This is a genomic window from Polyangium sp. 15x6 (genome assembly GCF_029960785.1).
Classification (GTDB): Bacteria; Myxococcota_A; Polyangia; order Polyangiales; family Polyangiaceae; genus Polyangium.
In genome coordinates this window covers 84337-102181 of the sequence record NZ_JASBQE010000013.1, presented here as the reverse complement: position 1 = coordinate 102181, position 17845 = coordinate 84337, and the positions used below count along the sequence as shown (strand labels likewise).

General features: G+C 68.5%; 13 protein-coding genes. 5 read left to right on the top strand and 8 right to left on the bottom strand.

Annotated elements, in window-relative coordinates:
- The first annotated feature begins 183 nt into the window (after positions 1 to 183).
- The gene (locus QHF83_RS12640) at positions 184 to 756 is read left to right on the top strand and encodes a hypothetical protein (RefSeq protein ID WP_282418050.1); all 573 of its coding nucleotides are present in this window, start codon (positions 184 to 186) and stop codon (positions 754 to 756) included.
- A 46-nt stretch (positions 757 to 802) separates the two neighbouring features.
- Complete coding sequence (locus tag QHF83_RS12635; RefSeq protein ID WP_282418049.1) at positions 803 to 1498, top strand: OmpA family protein; 696 nt, start codon at positions 803 to 805, stop codon at positions 1496 to 1498.
- Positions 1499 to 1523: 25 nt separating this feature from the next.
- On the opposite strand, the gene QHF83_RS12630 is transcribed toward QHF83_RS12635, so the two are convergent.
- Positions 1524 to 2084 (bottom strand): XRE family transcriptional regulator, encoded by a 561-nt coding sequence (locus QHF83_RS12630; RefSeq protein WP_282418048.1) that lies wholly within the window; start codon positions 2082 to 2084, stop codon positions 1524 to 1526.
- A 218-nt stretch (positions 2085 to 2302) separates the two neighbouring features.
- Between QHF83_RS12630 and QHF83_RS12625 the strand changes: the two genes are divergently transcribed.
- Positions 2303 to 3133, top strand: a complete 831-nt coding sequence (locus tag QHF83_RS12625) for a mechanosensitive ion channel domain-containing protein (RefSeq protein WP_282418047.1) — start codon at positions 2303 to 2305, stop codon at positions 3131 to 3133.
- A 24-nt stretch (positions 3134 to 3157) separates the two neighbouring features.
- Here the strand turns inward: QHF83_RS12625 and QHF83_RS12620 are convergent, their stop codons facing one another.
- From QHF83_RS12620 to QHF83_RS12610, 3 genes are read right to left on the bottom strand one after another with little or no spacing between them, the layout of a single operon-like run.
- A complete protein-coding gene (locus tag QHF83_RS12620) occupies positions 3158 to 5239 on the bottom strand; it encodes a hypothetical protein (RefSeq protein WP_282418046.1) in 2082 nt (693 codons plus the stop codon).
- Between the two features lie 40 nt (positions 5240 to 5279).
- Positions 5280 to 6251, bottom strand: a complete 972-nt coding sequence (locus QHF83_RS12615; protein WP_282418045.1) for an aldo/keto reductase — start codon at positions 6249 to 6251, stop codon at positions 5280 to 5282.
- Positions 6252 to 6297: 46 nt separating this feature from the next.
- Entirely contained in the window at positions 6298 to 8640 is a 2343-nt protein-coding gene (locus QHF83_RS12610) for a DNA polymerase II (RefSeq protein WP_282418044.1), read from the bottom strand.
- Between the two features lie 233 nt (positions 8641 to 8873).
- Here QHF83_RS12610 and QHF83_RS12605 point away from each other — a divergent pair, with 233 nt between their 5' ends.
- Together QHF83_RS12605 and QHF83_RS12600 are read left to right on the top strand one after the other, a co-directional pair.
- Positions 8874 to 10466: a TldD/PmbA family protein gene (locus QHF83_RS12605; protein WP_282418043.1), complete on the top strand. Its 1593-nt coding sequence runs from the start codon at positions 8874 to 8876 to the stop codon at positions 10464 to 10466.
- A gap of 9 nt (positions 10467 to 10475) precedes the next feature.
- Complete coding sequence (locus QHF83_RS12600; RefSeq protein ID WP_282418042.1) at positions 10476 to 11804, top strand: TldD/PmbA family protein; 1329 nt, start codon at positions 10476 to 10478, stop codon at positions 11802 to 11804.
- Positions 11805 to 12190: 386 nt separating this feature from the next.
- On the opposite strand, the gene QHF83_RS12595 is transcribed toward QHF83_RS12600, so the two are convergent.
- The 4 genes from QHF83_RS12595 to QHF83_RS12580 form a co-directional block, all read right to left on the bottom strand.
- Positions 12191 to 13837 (bottom strand): S8 family serine peptidase, encoded by a 1647-nt coding sequence (locus QHF83_RS12595; protein WP_282418041.1) that lies wholly within the window; start codon positions 13835 to 13837, stop codon positions 12191 to 12193.
- Positions 13838 to 14169: 332 nt separating this feature from the next.
- The gene (locus QHF83_RS12590; RefSeq protein WP_282418040.1) at positions 14170 to 16353 is read right to left on the bottom strand and encodes an ATP-binding protein; all 2184 of its coding nucleotides are present in this window, start codon (positions 16351 to 16353) and stop codon (positions 14170 to 14172) included.
- Positions 16354 to 16387: 34 nt separating this feature from the next.
- The gene (locus tag QHF83_RS12585) at positions 16388 to 17092 is read right to left on the bottom strand and encodes a hypothetical protein (protein WP_282418039.1); all 705 of its coding nucleotides are present in this window, start codon (positions 17090 to 17092) and stop codon (positions 16388 to 16390) included.
- Positions 17089 to 17766, bottom strand: coding sequence for a hypothetical protein (locus tag QHF83_RS12580; RefSeq protein ID WP_282418038.1), 678 nt, complete (start codon positions 17764 to 17766; stop codon positions 17089 to 17091). The genes QHF83_RS12585 and QHF83_RS12580 overlap by 4 nt, the downstream gene beginning before the upstream one ends.
- Between the last annotated feature and the right edge of the window lie 79 nt (positions 17767 to 17845).

Genomic DNA, 17845 nt, shown 5'->3' with positions numbered 1-17845 from the left:
CTCGTTATGGTGCATGCCGTGCTCGGGAACGCCCGTTCCCCGGGCAAACACGAGGACCGGGCATTCACGGATACGGTGAGGACGGCAAAGCGATCCTGGTCAATGAAGTTATCGCCCGAATTTGAAAATATCATGCACGTCTTCGAGGCGCGGTGTGTATTCTCGCCACTGGAGGTGACGACCTTGAAACGACGCATGTTCTTGCCGCTCTTCGCCCTCGCCCTCGGGCTCGCCGGCTGCGGCGACGACGTGGCCTCCGAGGAGGACGCGCGCCGCGCCTACGAAAGCCTCGACAAATCGATCGACAAGGCCATGCAGCTCGGCCTCCAGGGCTTCAATGCCGCGTCGAGCGCGAACATCGATCCGCAGATGGCCAATGGTGACAGGACGGGCACCATCACCATCAGCGGCAAGGTGGATCAGGGCTCGTCCCCCAACAAGACGATGACCCTGAACGAGGTCTTGAAGGATTACTCGGACGACGGCGAGGTCACGTACAACACCTCGGGCACGGGGCCGATCCTCGACCTGAAGCTCAATGGGATTCCCGACGGCACGATCACGGGCACGCTCAAGGGCGCGTTCACGATGTCGGGCGCACTCGAGGGAGGCGTGACGCTGGACCTCGCGATCAGCGGCGAGCTCCAGCCCACGATGGCCGATCCGATGAAGATCGAGCGCAAGCCGGAGTCGACGAAGATCACGGGGAAGGCGACGAGCGATTACGGCACCTACGAGGTCAACCTCACCCTCTGACGATTTTCCTTTCCCGGCCCACCCCCCAAAGCGCATCGTTCGATCCGTGCGCTCGCCTCGTTCGCTCGCCCTGCCCCTGGTGCTCGTCGCGCTCGGATCCGCTTGCGGCGCGGCGAGCCCGTCCCCCGAAGAGCCTCCGCCCGTGATCCTCACGGACCCCCCGAAAGCGCCGCCGTCTGCGCCCGCCGCGGTTGCCACGACCGAGGCTCCGCCCGCGCCCGAACCCGAGCCCGAACCGGAGCCCGCGCCGAGCCGTCCGGCGGAAAATCCCGCTCCCTCGCCATGGCTCGCCGGGCCCACGAGCCCCGGCTCGTTCGCGCTCGAAGGCGGTCGGCTCGTCGTCAAGGAGCCCATCGCGTTCGACACGGGCAAGGACAGCCTCAAGGCCACGAGCGGGCCAGCCCTCGATTTCGTGACCGCGTTCCTCCAGGCCACCCCCGACCTCACGCTCCTGCGCATCGAGGGCCATTCCGACAGCCAGGGCAGCTCGGCCATGAACCTCGAACTGTCGAGCCGCCGCGCGCTCTCCCTCGCCCGAGCGCTCGTTTCGCGCGGCGTCGATTGCAGGCGGCTCATCCCCGTGGGGTTCGGCGAGGTGAAGCCCATCGCCGACAACCGCACCGAGGAGGGTCGCAAGCAAAACCGCCGCATGGAGTTCGTGGTGGCCGCAATCAAAGGCAAGGCCGTCATGAACATGCCGGTCGACGGCGGCGGACGCGTCGCGGGGGATCCCTGCCTGTAAATACGTCTGGCAGGACAACCGTTCGTCAATCGCCCCGCGCCAGCACCACGACGGAGTACCCGACCGCCGGGACGCGGCCCGGGTTGTGGTACGAGTGCCGCTGATCGCCACGGAAGACCACGACGTCGCCCTCGGCCACCTGGAACTTCTCGCCTGCGACCCAGAGCTGGATCTCGCCTGCCTCGACCGTCAGGTATTCCCGCGTGCCTGGCGTGTGCGGGACGCCCGTCATCCGGCCGGCGGGGGCGACCTCGATGCGATCGATCTCCATTCCGGGAATGGGGTCTGGCAAGAGCTTCCGCACCAGGGCTTGTCCTGGCGTGCGCACGGGCAAGGACTCGCGGGCATAGTGACGCGCGACGCTGCGCGGGGCGCTCAGGAGCTCCTCGATCGACACCTGGAGCGCGGACGCGGCGCGGTTCAGGACTGCGAGCGTCGGGTTCGCCTCGCCGGACTCGAGGTGCGCCCACGTCGCGCGCGGCACGCCGCCGAGCTTGGCCATCTGCTGTTGCGTGAGCCCCCGCGCCTCCCGGAGCTGCTTGACGTTCTTGGCGAGCCGGCCCGCGAGATCCCGATCCCCATCCATGGGCCCGAAGCAGAGCAGGTTCCAACCCCTTGGCGCAAGCTCCAACGACTGGGCAGCCTCCCCGGCGCACCCTGAGGACACGTGTCCTCACCTCCGGCGGCGGCGTGATGTCTCGTCTCCTCGGATCGCGCCCCTCGCACATCCCCAGCGAGCCCTTGTAACGGCAGATCGACCCGGATACGTTCCCGGCACAAGGATTGCTGGCGGGGAAAACCATCATGAACGAGACGATTCAAAAATACATCGACTTGGCCGTGCAGCTCGGCATGAACGTTGGATTGAAGATCCTCGGGGCGATCGTCCTCTGGATCGTCGGCCGCATCGTGATCCGCGCGGTGCGCGGCATTCTCGATCGCAGCCTCCGGGCGCGGGACATCGACGCCACGGTCACCAAGTACATGAGCTCGGTGGCGGGCGTATTGCTCAACATCCTGCTCCTGCTCTCGGTGCTCAGCATCTTCGGCATCGAGACGACGACGTTCGCGGGCCTGCTCGCGGCGGCGGGCGTGGCGATCGGCGTGGCTTGGTCGGGCCTGCTCGCGAACCTCGCCGCGGGCGTCTTCATGATCGTGCTCCGTCCCTTCAAGGTCGGCGATGACGTCATCGCGGGCGGCGTCGAGGGCACGGTGAACTCGATTGGCCTCTTCGTCACGACGATCGACACGCCCGACAACGTCCGGACCTTCGTGGGCAACGGCAAGATCTTCGGCGACACGATCAAGAACTTCACCGAGAACCCTTACCGCCGCGTGGATCTCACCGTGCAGCTCTCGGGCCAGGCCGACGTGAACAAGGCCATCGCGGTGCTGAAGGAAAAGATCGCGACGATCCCGAACATCATGAAGACGCCGGCGCCGGTCGTCGAGTTGCAGACCTTCACGCTCGCCGGCCCCGTGATCGCCGTGCGGCCCTTCGCCCACCAGAGCCATTACGGGGCCGTGTACGGCGCGGCGATCCAGATCATCAACGAGGAGATGGGCAAGCTCAACTTCCCGGCCCCGGCGAACCCGATCGTCATCACCGAGCACAAGAAGGCGGCCGCCGCCTGACGTTCGCTCCCCTCCCCTTCCGCTCTATCTCGCCCCTAACCTACCCGCGCGCGATAGCCAGAACGTGACGTTCGGCCCGTCGCGGCGACCGGGCGGCATGTTCTGCCGGTCGTAGATCACGAGCGGCACCTCCCACTGCATCACGACCTCCGCGCCGAGCGTTTGCCGGAGCTCGCTGCACGCCCCCGCATATCCCTCGTCCGCGTTTTTTCCGGACCAGCACGGCAAGCCCTCGTAAAGGTACAGGCAGGCCGGCGGGTCGCGGAGCAGCTCTTCGAGCGGCTTTTCGATCTTCACTTCGGGGTTCACCCCCGCGGCGAACGCGGGGACCACACGATAACGATCCCCGCCGCGATCACGCCCCGCGCGCGCGCCGATGCGGGCGAAGCGAAGCTCCTTCGCCTGGGCGTCCGCCCCGACGTACTCGATGACGGTGCAGCCCTCGGGGACGAGCTCGCGGGCCTTCTGCACGAACGCGTGCTCGCGCATCTCGGTGTAGCCGACGTCCTCGATCCACCCGCGATGCAGCAAAGGCGCCGCGACGAGCGCCCCGCACGCGACGAAGACCCCCGCGCGCCGCTGCTTCCACAGCCACGGCACCGCGATCGCGCCGAGGAGCAAGAACGGCACGACGAGGTGCAGGTGATACCGCGGGCGCATCGTCTCCTCCATGACGAAGGCGTGCGCGATCGTGAAGATCCCGAGCCAGCCGAGGAGGAACACGACGAGCCTGCGTTCGCCCGCGCGATACCCGAGGATCGCGCCGGCCGCTGCGAGGACCACGAGCACGGGCGGCGTCACGGCAGGATCGGTGAGCACGAAGAGCTTCGGCACGAGGAACGCGCGCCCCGTGTCGAAGAGCCAGCCCGGGGAGAAGAGGGCCGTCTTCACGGCCGCCTCGTTCGTCGAGAGGAACACCGGAAAGACGAGCAGGCCCATTCCGGCGACGACGAGCACGCCGAGCACGCGACGCACCGGAGGCGCCGTCTCCGGGTGGAGCGAGACGACGGCGGCCATGTAGACGACGATGAACAGGATGTTCAGCGGCCGGAGCAGATACCCCGTGTAAAGCGCGGCCGGCAGGCAAGCGATCGCGACGATGCGGAAGACGCGCGAGGGATCCCGCAGCCAAGCGTGGATCAGCGCGAACGAGAGCGAGGTGATCACGAGCGAGGGGATGAACGCGTCCTCGCAGCGGGAGAAACGAATGTGCTGCGGCAGGAGGGCCACGGCGAACGCGGCGAAGAGGCCGGCGCGTGGATCGCGCAGGAGATAGGTCGCGTGCCCGAAGAGCACGAGCGGCATCGCGGCGGCGTACCCGAAGTTCGTCCACGCGATGACGTCGGTCAGGTAAAACGGGCCGCCCGCGCGCGCGGCGATCGCCTCGAGCACGGGGCCGTCGGCGACGGCGCGCACGTTCGGCCAGAGACGCGTCCAGGGCCAGGCGCCGAGGAACGATACCGGCGAGAGCCAGAGCCGGCTGGCCGCGCCGGCGAGGACGATCGCGGCGAGCGCGCCGCGGATCCACGCAGGCTCGTCCCGCGTGAGCCGCGCGGCGAGGATCGTGGCGAGCGCGACGAACCCGAAGAGCGCGACGATTCCGTCGAGATCCGCCCATTGCCCCGCGGCATACGCCGCCACGCGCGGCGAGCTCGTGGTCACGCCGGGCGCGATCGAAGTGGGCTTCGCGCGCGGCGGCTCGATCCACAGGCCGCCCCGATCGTTCCGCGCGAGGGCTTCGAGCAGCGTCGCGACCGCCTTTTCGGCCGCGGGATCCTCGGTGGAATCACGCACGGCCACGAAGCTCGACGAGCGCGGGGCCTCGGGGCGCGCGGCCTCGTCTTCGGGGTGAACCAGGGTGACGCGTGCCTCGCGCCCCTTCGGCTCGCGCAGGCCGACGACGATCCGTTGCTGCTCGATGGAGACGTTCCAGAGCGCGAATCCCGCGGCGATCTCCTTGCCGAGCGTGAAGGGGGCGAAGAGCGCGAGCACGTCCTTCTCGCGCCCGCCCGGCAGCATGTAGGGATGCGCGAGCGCGCGCGGCGCCCAGAGGACGAGCGCGAGGACGAACAGCAGGAAGGACAGGGCGGCCCGGCGAAACGTCACGGGCCGAGCGTACTCGATCCCGGCGCCGCCTGGCCGTCCTTCACCACGCGTAGGCTTCGGGCGCGGCGCCGCCGGGGCCGGGGAAGATCTCGTCGAGCTTCTTCAGGGTCGCCGGGTCGAGCTTCAGATCGAGCGCGCGCACGGTGCCGTCGAGCTGCTCGATCGTACGTGGTCCAATGATCGGCGCGGTCACGGCGGGCTGCGCGAGGAGCCAAGCGAGCCCGACGTCGGCGGCGGGCTTGCCGAGGCCTTCCGCGAGCGCCTCGAACCGCTCGAGTTTTTCGCGGTATTTGGCGAGGTTCTTCTGCGCGAAATCGGTGGCGAGCCGTCCTTCTCTTTCTTTCTTGAGGGCGCCGCCGAGGATGCCGCCCTTGAGCGGGCTCCACGGGATGAGGCCGAGCCCGTAGTGCTCGCAGGCCGGGATGACTTCGAGCTCGATCGTGCGGTCGATCAGGTTGTAGAGGCTCTGCTCCGAGACGAGCCCCAGGAAATGGCGCGATTTCGCGGCCTCGTTCGCCTGCGCGATGTGCCAGCCCGCGAAGTTCGACGAGCCCACGTAGATCACCTTGCCCTGCTGGACGAGGACCTCCATCGCCTGCCAGATCTCGTCCCACGGCGCATCACGATCGACGTGGTGCATCTGGTAGATGTCGATGTGATCGGTCTGGAGGCGCCGGAGCGACTCCTCGCACGCCTGCCGGATGTGCAGCGCCGAGAGGCGCGAGGTATTCGGCCAATCGCCCATGCCGCCGTAGACCTTCGTCGCGATCACGGTCTTCTCGCGGCGCCCGCCTCCCTGGGCGAACCAGCTGCCGATGATCTGCTCCGTCCAGCCCTCGCCCTTCTTCCAGCCGTACACGTTGGCCGTATCGAAGAAGTTGATCCCGAGCTCGAGGGCGCGGTCCATGATGCGGAACGAGTCCTCTTCGCTCGTCTGGGGGCCGAAGTTCATCGTGCCGAGGCAAAGTCGGCTGACCTTGAGGGCCGTGCGGCCGAGTCGGGTGTATTGCATGGCGCGGGACGATACTCCCCGCGCGCGGGCATGTCACCCGGGCACGTCAGAAGAGCGAGAGCTGGCGCCGCGCGCCCGTGACGTCGTCGAAATCGCGCCCGCCCGAGAGACGGAGCACCGCGTCGGCGATCGGCTTGATCTGATGCTCGACATAATGCTCGTGATCCAATGGGGACGAACGCGCGCTCGTGGGCTCGGGGCCGTTTTTCGTGACCACGTAGGAGACGACGCGGCCCGCGTCCCCGCCGAGCCTGCGCGCCGCCTTCACGTGCGGCGGCGTGGTCTTCGTGTACGCGTCGAGCGGCTTGCGTAAAGCCTTGCGGTAGACGAGCTCCGCGTCGAAGCGGCCCGCCCGGAGGTCCTCGACGAACGCGAGGACGAACGGCTCGACGGGTCGATCGTGAAAGACGCGGTCCAGGAGTTCGCGCTGGAACCTCCGCGCGATCGCGCTCGTATCGCGCCGGACGGCTTCGAGGCCGACGATCTCGACCTCGCCGTCGCCGCCCGGGCGATGGACGAGCCCCGCGTATCGTTTTTTGCTGCCCTCGGCGCGGCCGCGCATCTCGGGCAGGAAAAACCGCGCGTACATCTTCGCGAATGCGAGATCGAGGTGGCTCTCGACGGAAAACGCGAGAGAGAGCGCGCGATCGACCTCGCCGGCGATGTGCTCGCGGAGCACGAGCGCGTACGCCGCGGCTTTGTCGGGATCGGGCTCGCCCACGTCGACGAAGAGGGAGTCGGTGTCGCCGTAGAGCACGCGATGGCCGGGGAGCGAGCCGGCGGCGCGGGCCGCGACGCGGATGACCCATTGCCCGGCGAGCGGGATCGCGCTCGCCACGGGCGGCGAGAAAAGGCGCGACGCGGGGGAGCCGAGCACGCCGTAGAGCGAGTTCATGAGGATCTTGATGGCCTGCGCGCGTCGCTCGTCGCCGCTCCGCCGCGCCTCCTGCCGCTCGTGGCCGAGCCGCGCCACGAGATCGGGCAGGATGCCGCGCTCGTCCCGCCGGAACGTCGCGCCGCCGGGGACGTGGATGACGCTCGCATCCCCGGGTTTGCCCTCGCCCGCGAAGGTGAAGGGGTCGATGTTGAAGGTGCGGATGAGGCTCGGATAGAGCGATTTGAAGTCGTAGACGAGGACATTCCGGAAAAACCCGGGTTTTCCATCGAGGACGAGGCCGCCCGCGAGCGGGGTCGCTTCGAGGTCGTCGTCGCGGACGACCGAAGGCGCGACGCGGCCGCGGCTCCGGAGCTCGCCGAGGTAGAGCGAATCCACGGCGGCGATCTGCGAGCCGACGCGATCCGGCGGCATGCCCGTGAGCAGGCTGCGCTCGACGGCGAGCTCGACGAGGCCGAGCTTCTGCACGATCTCGAGGACCAGCCGGGCATCTTCGAGGTTGTACGCGGCGAGCGCGGCGGGGTCGTCGCGGAAGGCGGTCTCGATGGCGTCGGCGCGTTTTTCGGGGCCAAACAGTTTTCCGCGGCCGAGGAGCGTGCGCGCCGCGGTCTCCAGACGGTAGTCGTCGAGCCGCACGAACGCGCCACGCACGAGCGCGAGCCCGTCGAGCACGACGCGGCCGGGGACGAACGCGCGCGCCTCGCGGGTGAAGCCGGGATCACGGCGGATCGTGGGGTTGCCCGAGGCGCGGCCGAGCGAGCACGGGAGGCGCGCGCGGCGGGCGAACGCGACGAGCTGCGGGAGGTCGAAATCGGGCAGGCTCCAGCCGGTGAGCACGTCGGGATCGGCCTTTTGTACGTGCTCGAAGAACGCGGCGAGGAGACTGCGTTCGTCGGAAAAAACGTCCACCGATGCGGGTAGGTTCGTCGCGGCGCCGCCTTGCATCAGGAAAACACGCTCGCCGCCTTGCCCCGCGGCGGCGATAGAGAAGAGGTGGGCGCCGTCGAGGCTCGTCTCGATGTCGAACGAGAGCACGGAGAGCCGCGGGACGAACGAGGCCGGCTCGATGTGCGGGTTCACGTAGACACGCCCGACGCCGCGGCGGCGCTCGAAAGGGCCCTCGACGGAGAAGGCGCCGCGGATGCCGTGATCCACGAGGAAACGCTGCACGAAACGCACGTCCGCTTCGAGCGGGATCACGCCGCTCGCGACGAGGGACGAGCGAAGCGCGGCGAGGCGCTCGGGGTTCGGGGCCTCGATTCGCAAGACGGGATCTCCGGCGAACGAGACGAAGGGCGTTTCGGACAGGCGCTCGCCCGCGACGCGGCGCGCCACGGCCGCGTCCTCCACGCGAACGAACATATACGGCCGATGCCGATCGTGCACGAGGAGCGCGGGCTCACCGCACGCGAGGACGGCATACAGGTGCACCTCGGTCCGATCGTCGTGGATCCGATAGGTCGGGGTCAGGATGAATCCGCGTTCGGCGTTCACACGCGTCGTCCCGGAGCGTCTACCCGCTAGATGGTACGACGCTGTAGACCACGGCACGGCATTGGTTGCAAGCAGCAGGCCGTGCCGCGCTGCGGCATGACTTTATGGATCGAAGTTCCCGGACGAACCACCCGGACGGAGACGTCGGAACGCGGCTCGCCTGTTGAATCCGCGTGCTCGCGTGTGGACGTCAGTGTATCGTCGTGACCGTACTTTCACCTGGAGCTCGAACGATGGGCCACGATCTTCGCCTGAACCGGAGGCAATTCATCGAGATGGGAGCATCGAGCATCGCGGCGGCCTCGGCGAGCGGGTTCCTGCTCGGCTGCGCGGGGCAGGCGCTCGAAAAGCCGACCATGGCCGCGGCCGTGCCCTCGGCCGACGCGCCGCGGGTCTCGTATTTCAGCCGGTTCGGCGTGGACGAGGGGATGATCCGGGACGCGCTCGCGGAGGCGCTCTCGCGCGGCGCCGATCACGCCGACCTCTTCTTCCAGCACCGCGTCACGAATGGATTGCAGCTCGAAGACGGCGAGGTGAACCGCGCGTACACGCGCGTCGAGCTCGGCGTGGGCGTGCGCGTGGTGCGCGGCGATCAGACGGGCTACGCGTACACGGAGGAGCTCACGCGCGAGGCGATCAAGCGCGCGGCGCAGACGGCGGCGGCGGTCGCGGACGGGCCGGCACGGCCCGGGCCCACGGCGTTCGCGGTCGGGTCGGCGCTGCCGCAAAGGTACGCGCTCGACGTGCCCTGGGACGGCATCAAGCCCGCGCAGAAGCTCCCGATCCTCGACGGCGTGAACGCGGCGATCTTCAAGGCGGATGGCCGCATCAAGAAGGTCAGCGTCGCCTTCATGGACGAGGCGGGCGCGATCCTCATCGCCGACAGCCAGGGGCGGCTCGTCGAGGATTTCCAGCCGATGACCACGCTCTACGTCTCGTGCGTCGCCGAGCAAGGCGGCCGCAAGGAGACGAACGGCTACAACGTGGCGGGCCGGCGGGGGTTCGATTTTTATTCGGCCGAGACCGTGGGTCGCGTGGTGCGCGAGGCGGTCGCGCGGACGACCGTGCTCTTCGACGCGGTCCCGGCGCCGGCCGGGGAGATGCCCGTGGTGCTCGCGGCCGGCTCGTCGGGCATCCTCCTGCACGAGGCGATCGGCCACGGCATGGAGGCCGATTTCAATCGCAAGGGCACCTCGATCTACGCGGACAAGATCGGCAAGCCGATCGCGAAGCCCTTCGTGAACATCGTCGACGACGCGGCACAGCCTTACGCGCGCGGCGCGATCAACGTCGACGACGAGGGCAACCCGGCGGGCACGACGACGCTTGTCGATCGGGGCATCCTCGCGACGTACATGCACGACTCCATCTCGGCGAAGCACTACGGCCTGAAGCCCACGGGCAACGGCCGGCGGCAGAGCTACCAGCACCCGCCGATGCCGCGCATGCGCGCGACGTACATGCTGCCCGGGCCGCACGAGCACGACGAGATCCTGGCGTCGGTCAAGCGTGGCATCTACTGCCAGAGTTTTTCCAACGGCCAGGTCCAGATCGGCGCCGGCGATTTCACGTTTTACGTGAAGAACGGCTTCCTCATCGAGGACGGCAAGCTGACGCGGCCGATCAAGGACGTGAACATCATCGGCAACGGCCCCAAGGTGCTCGAGCGCATCGACATGGTGGGCAAGGACCTCGTCATCGACGAGGGCGGCTGGACCTGCGGCAAGGACGTGCAGAGCGTGCCCGTCTCGCAGGGCATCCCGACGGTGCGCGTCTCCTCGATCACGGTGGGCGGCCAGGGCGACAAGCCGAGCGGGAAGGGCTGAGGGAGCGTCATGACGAACGAAGCCATGCTGGAGATCGCCAGGAACGCTGTTTCTCTTGCCAAACAAAAAGGCGCGACGGACGTAGCGGCCGTCGCGCGGGTGAAGCGGGAGGTCGACGTCACGTGGCGCGACGGCAAGCTCGAGAAGATCACGGAGGCGACGAGCCGCGGGCTCGACGTCCGGCTCTTCGTCGACGGGCGGTACGCGGTCTGCTCGACGAGTGATCTGCGCCCCGAGGGCCTCGCGTCGTTCCTGGACAACGCCATCGGCCTCACGCGCACGCTCGCGAAGGATCCGCACCGGAGCCTGCCGGATCCCGCGCTTTATTCGAAGGCGACGCCAGAGGGGCTGTCGATCGCCGATCCACGAATCGAGAGCATCACCGCGCTCGATCTGCGCCGCACGGCGCAGGGCATGGAAGAGGCGGCGCGGTCCGTCAAGGGGAGCGAGGCGATCCTGAGCGTCACCACGAATGGCTACCATGCGCGGCACGAGACGACGCAGGTGCATTCGAATGGGCTCGAAGCGAGCTTCGCGGGCACGGAGTTCTCGATCTCGGCCGACGTGAGCATCAAGGACGACGACGGTCGGCGGCCCGAGGAGGGCGAGTACGCCTATGTGCGGATGTACGCGGACCTGCCCGACGCGGCCTCCGTGGGTCGCCGCGCGACCGAGCGGGCGCTCGCGCGGCGCGGCTCCAAGAAGGGCCCCTCGGCCGTGATGCCGGTGATCATCGACAACCGCGCCGCGGGCCGCTTCGTGAGTTACCTGCTCCGCCCGCTCAGCGGCGCCGCGCTGCAGCAGAAGCGCTCGTTCCTGGAAGGGTTCGTGGGCAAACCGTTCGGCAGCGACAAACTGGATTTCGCGGACGATCCGCTCCTGCCGAAGGGGCTCGGCACGCGGCCGTTCGACAGCGAGGGCATGGCCGCGCGGCGATTGCCCATGTTCGAGAAGGGCGTCCTCAAGAACCACTACATCGACACGTATTACGGCAAGAAGCTCAGCATGGCCCCGACCACGGGCAGCTCGACGAACCTCGCCTGGAAGCTCGGCACGAAGACGCAGGCCGCGCTCGCGCTCGACGTGAAGGATGGCCTCCTCGTCACGTCGTTCCTCGGCGGGAACTCGAACGACGCGACCGGCGATTTCTCGCTCGGCGTGCAGGGCTTCGTGATCCGCGGCGGCAAGATCGCCGAGCCGATCGCCGAGATGAACATCGCCGGTCGCCACGTCGACGTGTGGAAGCGTCTCATCGCCGTCGGGAACGATCCTTTCGTCTACTCCTCGGGCCGCGCCCCCACGCTCGTCTTCGACGGCCTGCAAGTCGCAGGGACCTGAATTGGTCTCATCTGGAGCCGTTTCGCTGGGGCGTTGCCCCAGACCCCAGCAGGGGCTATCCGCCCCTGCACCCGGACCAGCGCAAGCGCTGGACCCGGGACGATGAACTGCGCTCCGCGCAGTTCATCGCACAGGCCGAGTCAAGACTGGCGAGCGCCCCTGCCCATCAAGACAGCCGCGCTACCCTTTCGACGGGCAACGCGGTCCAACGGGCCCGTTGGAAGAACTGCGCACCGCGCAGTTCTTCCACCTCGAGTCCAGGGCTTGCCCTGGTCCGGGTCGAGGGGCGGATAGCCCCCGCGGGGTCCGGGGCGGCGCCCCGGCGCGGCGGCCCCAGCTGAAAGCCCAGCAGGGATCCGGGAGCCGGATCCCCGCTGTTCAGGGGTTCACTTGCAGACCTTCTTGCCCTTGACGCCGCAGGTGCCCGAGCAGCAATCCGAGCCGGCCGCGCAGGTCGCGCCGGACGTGCCGCAGGTGGGCCCGCCACCGCTGCCGCCGAGCAGGGCGTCGAGCGCGTTCTTCGCGCGCACGAGGCCGAAGCCAAAATTCACGTCGCGGCCGGCCGCGCCGAGGTCCTCCGCCGTCGAGGTGAGGGCATTGCGGACGTCGTTGTTCGTCGCCGCCGGCTTCCGGCTCCAGATGAGCGCCGCGACGGCCGAGACGTGCGGCGTCGCCATCGAGGTGCCGTCCCACGCTTCGTAGCCTGTGCCCGGCATCGTCTGAACCGTATTCAGCGTGCCGGTCGCGTCGAGCGAGCTCGCGACGATGGCCTGGCCATCCTCGAGGCTCAGGCTGATGGCTGGGATCGGGCTCGTGATGCCCGGCCCGAGCGTGCCCGCGAAGCCGCCGGTGATGTTGTTGTAAATGACCGCGCCCACGCCGCCGCCGGCATTCACGTTGTTGACCTTGTCCGCGAAGCTGATCATGCCCCGCTGACAAACCACGGTCTTGCCCGACCACGCGCCGGCCGAATCACACCAGCCGCCATCGACGAGCGCGCCCGAGACCAATTGTTGCGCCGCGCCCTCGACGAGCCGGCCCGCGTAGACGCTCGATTCCACGGTGAGGGTCGGCGTCGTCCACGGAACGGTCGAGAGGACTTGCACGCCCGGCGCCGCGATCTCGACGTCGGCATTGGATTGCGAGAAGGTCGCCTTGCCCTTCGCCGAATCGATGGCCGCCACGGACATGACCGACGCATACCCCGCCGGGTACGCGATCTTGTTGTTGCCGCCGTTGCCCGCCGCCGCGACGCTGAGGACGCCCGCAGCATTGGCGTCGTCGAACGCGGTCTTTTCCGTCTTGCTGGAGAGGCCGCCGCCGAGGCTCATGCTCACGACCTTCGCGCCCGCGCTGCGGCATTCGCTCAGCGCGCCCACGAGATTGGAGGCGTACGACCAGGCGCAACTGGCGCCGTCGAAGACCTTGACGATGTGGAGCGAGACGTTGCTCGGCACGACGCCGACGACGCCCTCGTCGTTGTTCACCGCGGCGATCGTACCCGCGACGTGCGTGCCGTGTCCGCAGCTATCCGTGTTCCACGACGTGCCACTTTGCCCCGAGACGGGCAGGCCCTGGAGATCGGCGTGGCCGGCGTGGAAGCCCGAGTCGATCACGCAGACCTTGGTCGTCACGCTCGTGTTCGCCCCGATCGAATCCGTGAAGGCAGGATCGGTCGCCTGCACCATCGTAATGCCATACGGCGTCGTCTGGCCGTAAAGCTCGCGGCGCGGATCGACCTCGACGTATTCGACGTTCGGGTTGTTCGTCAAGGCGCGGACCGCCGCGTCGGGCAGGTACACGGCGCTCGCCGACTGCTCGGGCAGCTCCCGCGCGACCCTGCCGCCCGCGGCCGCGATGGACGCAGCACGGCGCGAGTAATCCTTGAATTTGATGATGTACCGGCCGTCCGCGGAGAGGGTGGCCGGAGCCGCCCCCACGTCCGTCCCGCGCTCGTCCGCGCCCATGGCGCAAGCGGCGAGGCCGAGCGAAACAAGAACGAGTGCGAACGAAGAACGGAGCTTCTGCGTCATGTCGATTCCTTCCGGGACATGAAAAGGGTGTACGGCCGCCGATCGGAAATACGACGGCGACATGGCCATTGCGTCGGGAGCGCCGCACGCGCGCACGTCCGTGGCGACGCGGTGCGAATCGCACACCTCGACCCTTCGTATTGCAGCGTCACGCCGTGGCTGGGCCAACGCGCGCGCGAACCGGGACTTTATTCCGCTTCGGGGACATTGCAAGTTGCGCCCATCCGAAAGGAATCCCCGCGACCTCGTCCGCGGATCGACCGGCTCGCGTGGGTACCCCGGTCACGCGCGTGACCAGCGCATGGCGACGTGGACGCACCTCTGCGAAGGGCTCAGGCGCGCGGAGGCCGGTCGCGCGAGGCCGCGAATGCAATGGCCTCTTCCAGCGCCTCCAGATCGACGGGCTTCGTCAAATGCTCGTCGAATCCCGCCTCGATGGCCTTGCGCTTGTCCTCGAGCTGACCATATCCGGTGAGCGCCACGAGGCCGAGGTGGCGCGTCGACGGCTTGGCCCGGAGCTGCCTCGCCACTTCGTATCCATCGATCTCGGGGAGCCCGACGTCGACGATCGCGACGTCGAGCGCGGCGCTGCCGGCGAGCTCGACGCCGGCCTTTCCATCCGCGGCTTCACACACCTCGTGGCCCTGCATCGATAGCGACGTGGCGAGCGTCTTTCGCATGTCGTCGTTGTCATCGATGAGCAGGATTTTCCGGGGAGTGATCGCTTTCGGCGCGCGCGGCGAGGCGGCCGTCGTCGTGGGCGCCGGGACCCGAGGAAAACGCACGGTGAAGACGGCGCCGCGATCCTCGCCCTCGCTCGCGACGGAGACGCTCCCGCCCTGGAGCTCGGCGAGTTTTTTCACCAGGGCAAGCCCGATCCCCATGCCCCCGGATTTGCGGGCGAGGCCTTGCGCGCCTTGCACGAAAAGATCGAAGACGTGCGCCATCATCTCGGCCGAGAGCCCCGGCCCCTGATCGGCGACCTCGAGCACGGCGCCAATCTCGTCGCTCTCGGCCCGCACGTCGATGGCGGAGCCTTTCGGGCTGAACTTGAGCGCATTGTCGAGGAGGTTCGAGAGGATCTGCTCGACGCGGGAACGATCGGCCCGGATCCACGTGGCCTCCGCGTGCAGCGTGACGCGGTGATGCTCGAACCGACCCGAGGAGCGCCACGTTTGAAGGACCGCGGACGCCGCGTCGGCGAGGTTGAATACCTCCGGCTGGAGGTGGGCCTTGCCCATGACGATGCGGCTGACGTCGAGCAGGTCCTCCACGAGCCGCGCCGTATGCTTGGTCTGGCGCTTGATGACCTCGCGGGCATGCTTCGCCGCGGGGTGCTGCGGATCGACCGCGTCGAGGAGGTGGCTGGCGGAGGTGAGCGCCGCGAGCGGGTTTCGGAGCTCGTGGCTCATCATGGCGATGAATTCGTCCTTCGCGCGGTCGGCCTCCTGCAGCGCTCGTTTTTCGCGTTCGAGCAGCGCCTGGCGCTCGCGCACGACCGCCGCCGCCTCGTTCAGCGCGAGGGCGACGGTGCGGACTTCGGCGACGTGCTCCATGCCGCGCATGTCCATGGTCGTGCCCGTCGCAATGGCAGGCGCCGCCCGTGCGAGCGCGACGATGGGCCGCGATACGCGCCGGCCGAGCCACAATGCGAGGAGGGAGGCCAGGGCGAGCGAGCTCGCAATGCCGCCGCCCACCGCCCACCCCGTGCGTCTCGCGCCGCTCAGCACCTCTTCGGCCGGAATGCCGAGCCCGATGCTCCAGTTCGTGAACCCCGAGGTGATGTGGGCCGTGTACGCGTCGTATCCTTCCGTGGTCGGGCCGCGATACCACCCTTCGGGCGCGCGGGCGACCGCCGCGAGGAACGGTCCGCCTGCTTTTTCCTTTGAAATGGCCGGGACGCGCGCGATGAACGTCCCGTGGGAATCGATGAGCCCGCTGACCCAGCCCTGACTGATTCGCTGTTTTTCGATCGGCGTGAGGAAAAACTCGGGCTTGATGAAAGCGAGGAGGACGTACCGGACCTGGCCGTCGTAGAGCACGGGCACGACGACGTTGACGCCTCGCGTTTTCACGGAGGGCGACGTGACCATGGAGCCGATCGCCGGCGCGCGCGTGGTCGCCGCGCGCAGCGCGACTTCGGGCTCGACCAGATACCGGTGGCTCTTCACTGCCTCCGGGGCGACCGCGTTGTCGACGATCTCGCCGTCGGGGCGCGCGAGGATCACGTTGATCCAGGCCGGCTGCGAGCGGAGGACGCGAACGGCTTCCTCGTGGTACGTCGCGATGTCCCCGGTCTCGAGCGCGCGCAGGGAGGCGAGCGCGTAAAGCGCCGTGATCTGGCCCTGCACCTGCGCGTCGATGGCGCTCATCGTGGAGCGTAGGCGCTCGATCGAGCCTTGCGCGATGGCCTGTTGCTCGCGCTCGACGAGCCGCGCCGTCAGGTACCCGGAGAACGCCGCGACCGGCAAGATGACGCCGAACGCGAGGAGGAGCAGGTGCGAACGAATGCGCATGCGAAGGGGTGTCGGGCGTTCGTGGATCGGGGCTTCAGGGCGTCCAGATGACTGCGATCGTCCGGCGTTGCTCGGCGCTCGTGGTGATGTTTCCGCCGGGGTTCGTCGAGAAGAGCGCGTCGCGGGTGGTGATCGTCCGGGAGACCAACACCTCGAGGGCGCAAGGCGCGAGGGGCGGGCCCGCCGGCGGCGGGCGGAGCTCGGCCTGCGTGATCACGAGCGCGCCCGTGTCCTCGTCGAGCGAGCGCGTGAGCGCGTCGATGCAATCGCCCTGGACCGAGATCGAGACCTCGCCGCCTTCGGGGTCGGCGTCCCAGGAGAGCGACAGCGGGAGGTCCTGCGTGAGGCCCTCGGCGGCGAGCGTGAACGGGCGCGAGACCTCGACGACGACGCCGTGCACGTCGCGATCGTTTTGCCGTTCGAGGTCGAGGAGGAAATCGCCCGGCAGCGCGTCGAGCTTGACCGAATGGATCGGCGCTCCATTGCTTTGCCCCTCGATCATCGGGAGGCGGGTCCCGTCCACCGTGACGAACAGCGCGTCGCCGCCCGTGAGCTCGACCGTCCCGATGGGGCTGCCGATCTGCACGTCGATCGCCGCCGCCACGCCGTCGTCGAGGGCCGTCACGCCGAGGAGCATGTCCCGCGTCGAGACCCGATCCGAGACCCGCACCGGATCGAGGCCGCAGCCGGCGAGCAGGATGGCGAGCAAGAAAAACCCGGTTCGTAGGGCGCGGCTCATCGAAGCACCAATCCCGCGGTCGGCCCGAGCCAGTACGTACGGTACAAACGCTCGGGATCCCCCTGTGTCACGTCGTCGATTCGGCCCCGAAGGCCGAGATACCACCATTGATATCCTCCCGTGACCTCGAGGTCGTAGGAGCGCACCCAGCCGTCGTCCGGGGTGATGGGCGTGAACCGAAACGATGCAAAGAAGCGGATCTTCTTCTTCGGCAGGAGCGTCAGGCGCGCGAGCAAAAGCGGATACCCCGTGCCTCCGCGGCCGAGCCACACGGGGCGCTCGAATCCGAAGCCGCCGCCCACGCCGAGGACGATCGAGCCATCCACGCTCCCCTTCCAGCGCGCGGGCGCGAACGCGACGGCGCCCTCGGCGACCACGTCGAACTTGCTCTGCGGCGTGCCGACCAGGCCGATCTGCCCGAGCACGTCGTACCCGAGCCATTTCCAGGGAAACTCCGAGATGCCGGCACGCGCCCAGAGCCCCCAGCCGTTGTAGGGCGCGAGCGTGCCCGCTCCGAGCCGCTGATCGCCCTGGAGATACGCGCCGTGCACCTCCATGCGCCAGAGCGCGACGTGCGAAGGATCCCCGGCACGCGCAGGCAAAGGGCCCGTGAGAATGCATGCGAGCGCGAGCGCGCCCGCGGCCCCACCGATGAATCGTCGTCGCTCCTGCACGCGCCGTCGCCCCTCCGGCCGAGACGATACCACTTCCCCGGCGATGCGGGCTCGCAAACGCTCGTCGTTGGCGCTTGCA

Excerpts from the sequence above, each read along its gene's own strand:
- QHF83_RS12630 (WP_282418048.1), bottom strand. The coding sequence starts at position 2,084 with ATGGATGGGGATCGGGATCTCGCGGGCCGGCTCGCCAAGAACGTCAAG.
- QHF83_RS12625 (WP_282418047.1), top strand. The coding sequence starts at position 2,303 with ATGAACGAGACGATTCAAAAATACATCGACTTGGCCGTGCAGCTCGGC.
- QHF83_RS12615 (WP_282418045.1), bottom strand. The coding sequence starts at position 6,251 with ATGCAATACACCCGACTCGGCCGCACGGCCCTCAAGGTCAGCCGACTT.
- QHF83_RS12605 (WP_282418043.1), top strand. The coding sequence starts at position 8,874 with ATGGGCCACGATCTTCGCCTGAACCGGAGGCAATTCATCGAGATGGGA.
- QHF83_RS12600 (WP_282418042.1), top strand. The coding sequence starts at position 10,476 with ATGACGAACGAAGCCATGCTGGAGATCGCCAGGAACGCTGTTTCTCTT.
- QHF83_RS12595 (WP_282418041.1), bottom strand. The coding sequence starts at position 13,837 with ATGACGCAGAAGCTCCGTTCTTCGTTCGCACTCGTTCTTGTTTCGCTC.
- QHF83_RS12590 (WP_282418040.1), bottom strand. The coding sequence starts at position 16,353 with ATGCGCATTCGTTCGCACCTGCTCCTCCTCGCGTTCGGCGTCATCTTG.
- QHF83_RS12585 (WP_282418039.1), bottom strand. The coding sequence starts at position 17,092 with ATGAGCCGCGCCCTACGAACCGGGTTTTTCTTGCTCGCCATCCTGCTC.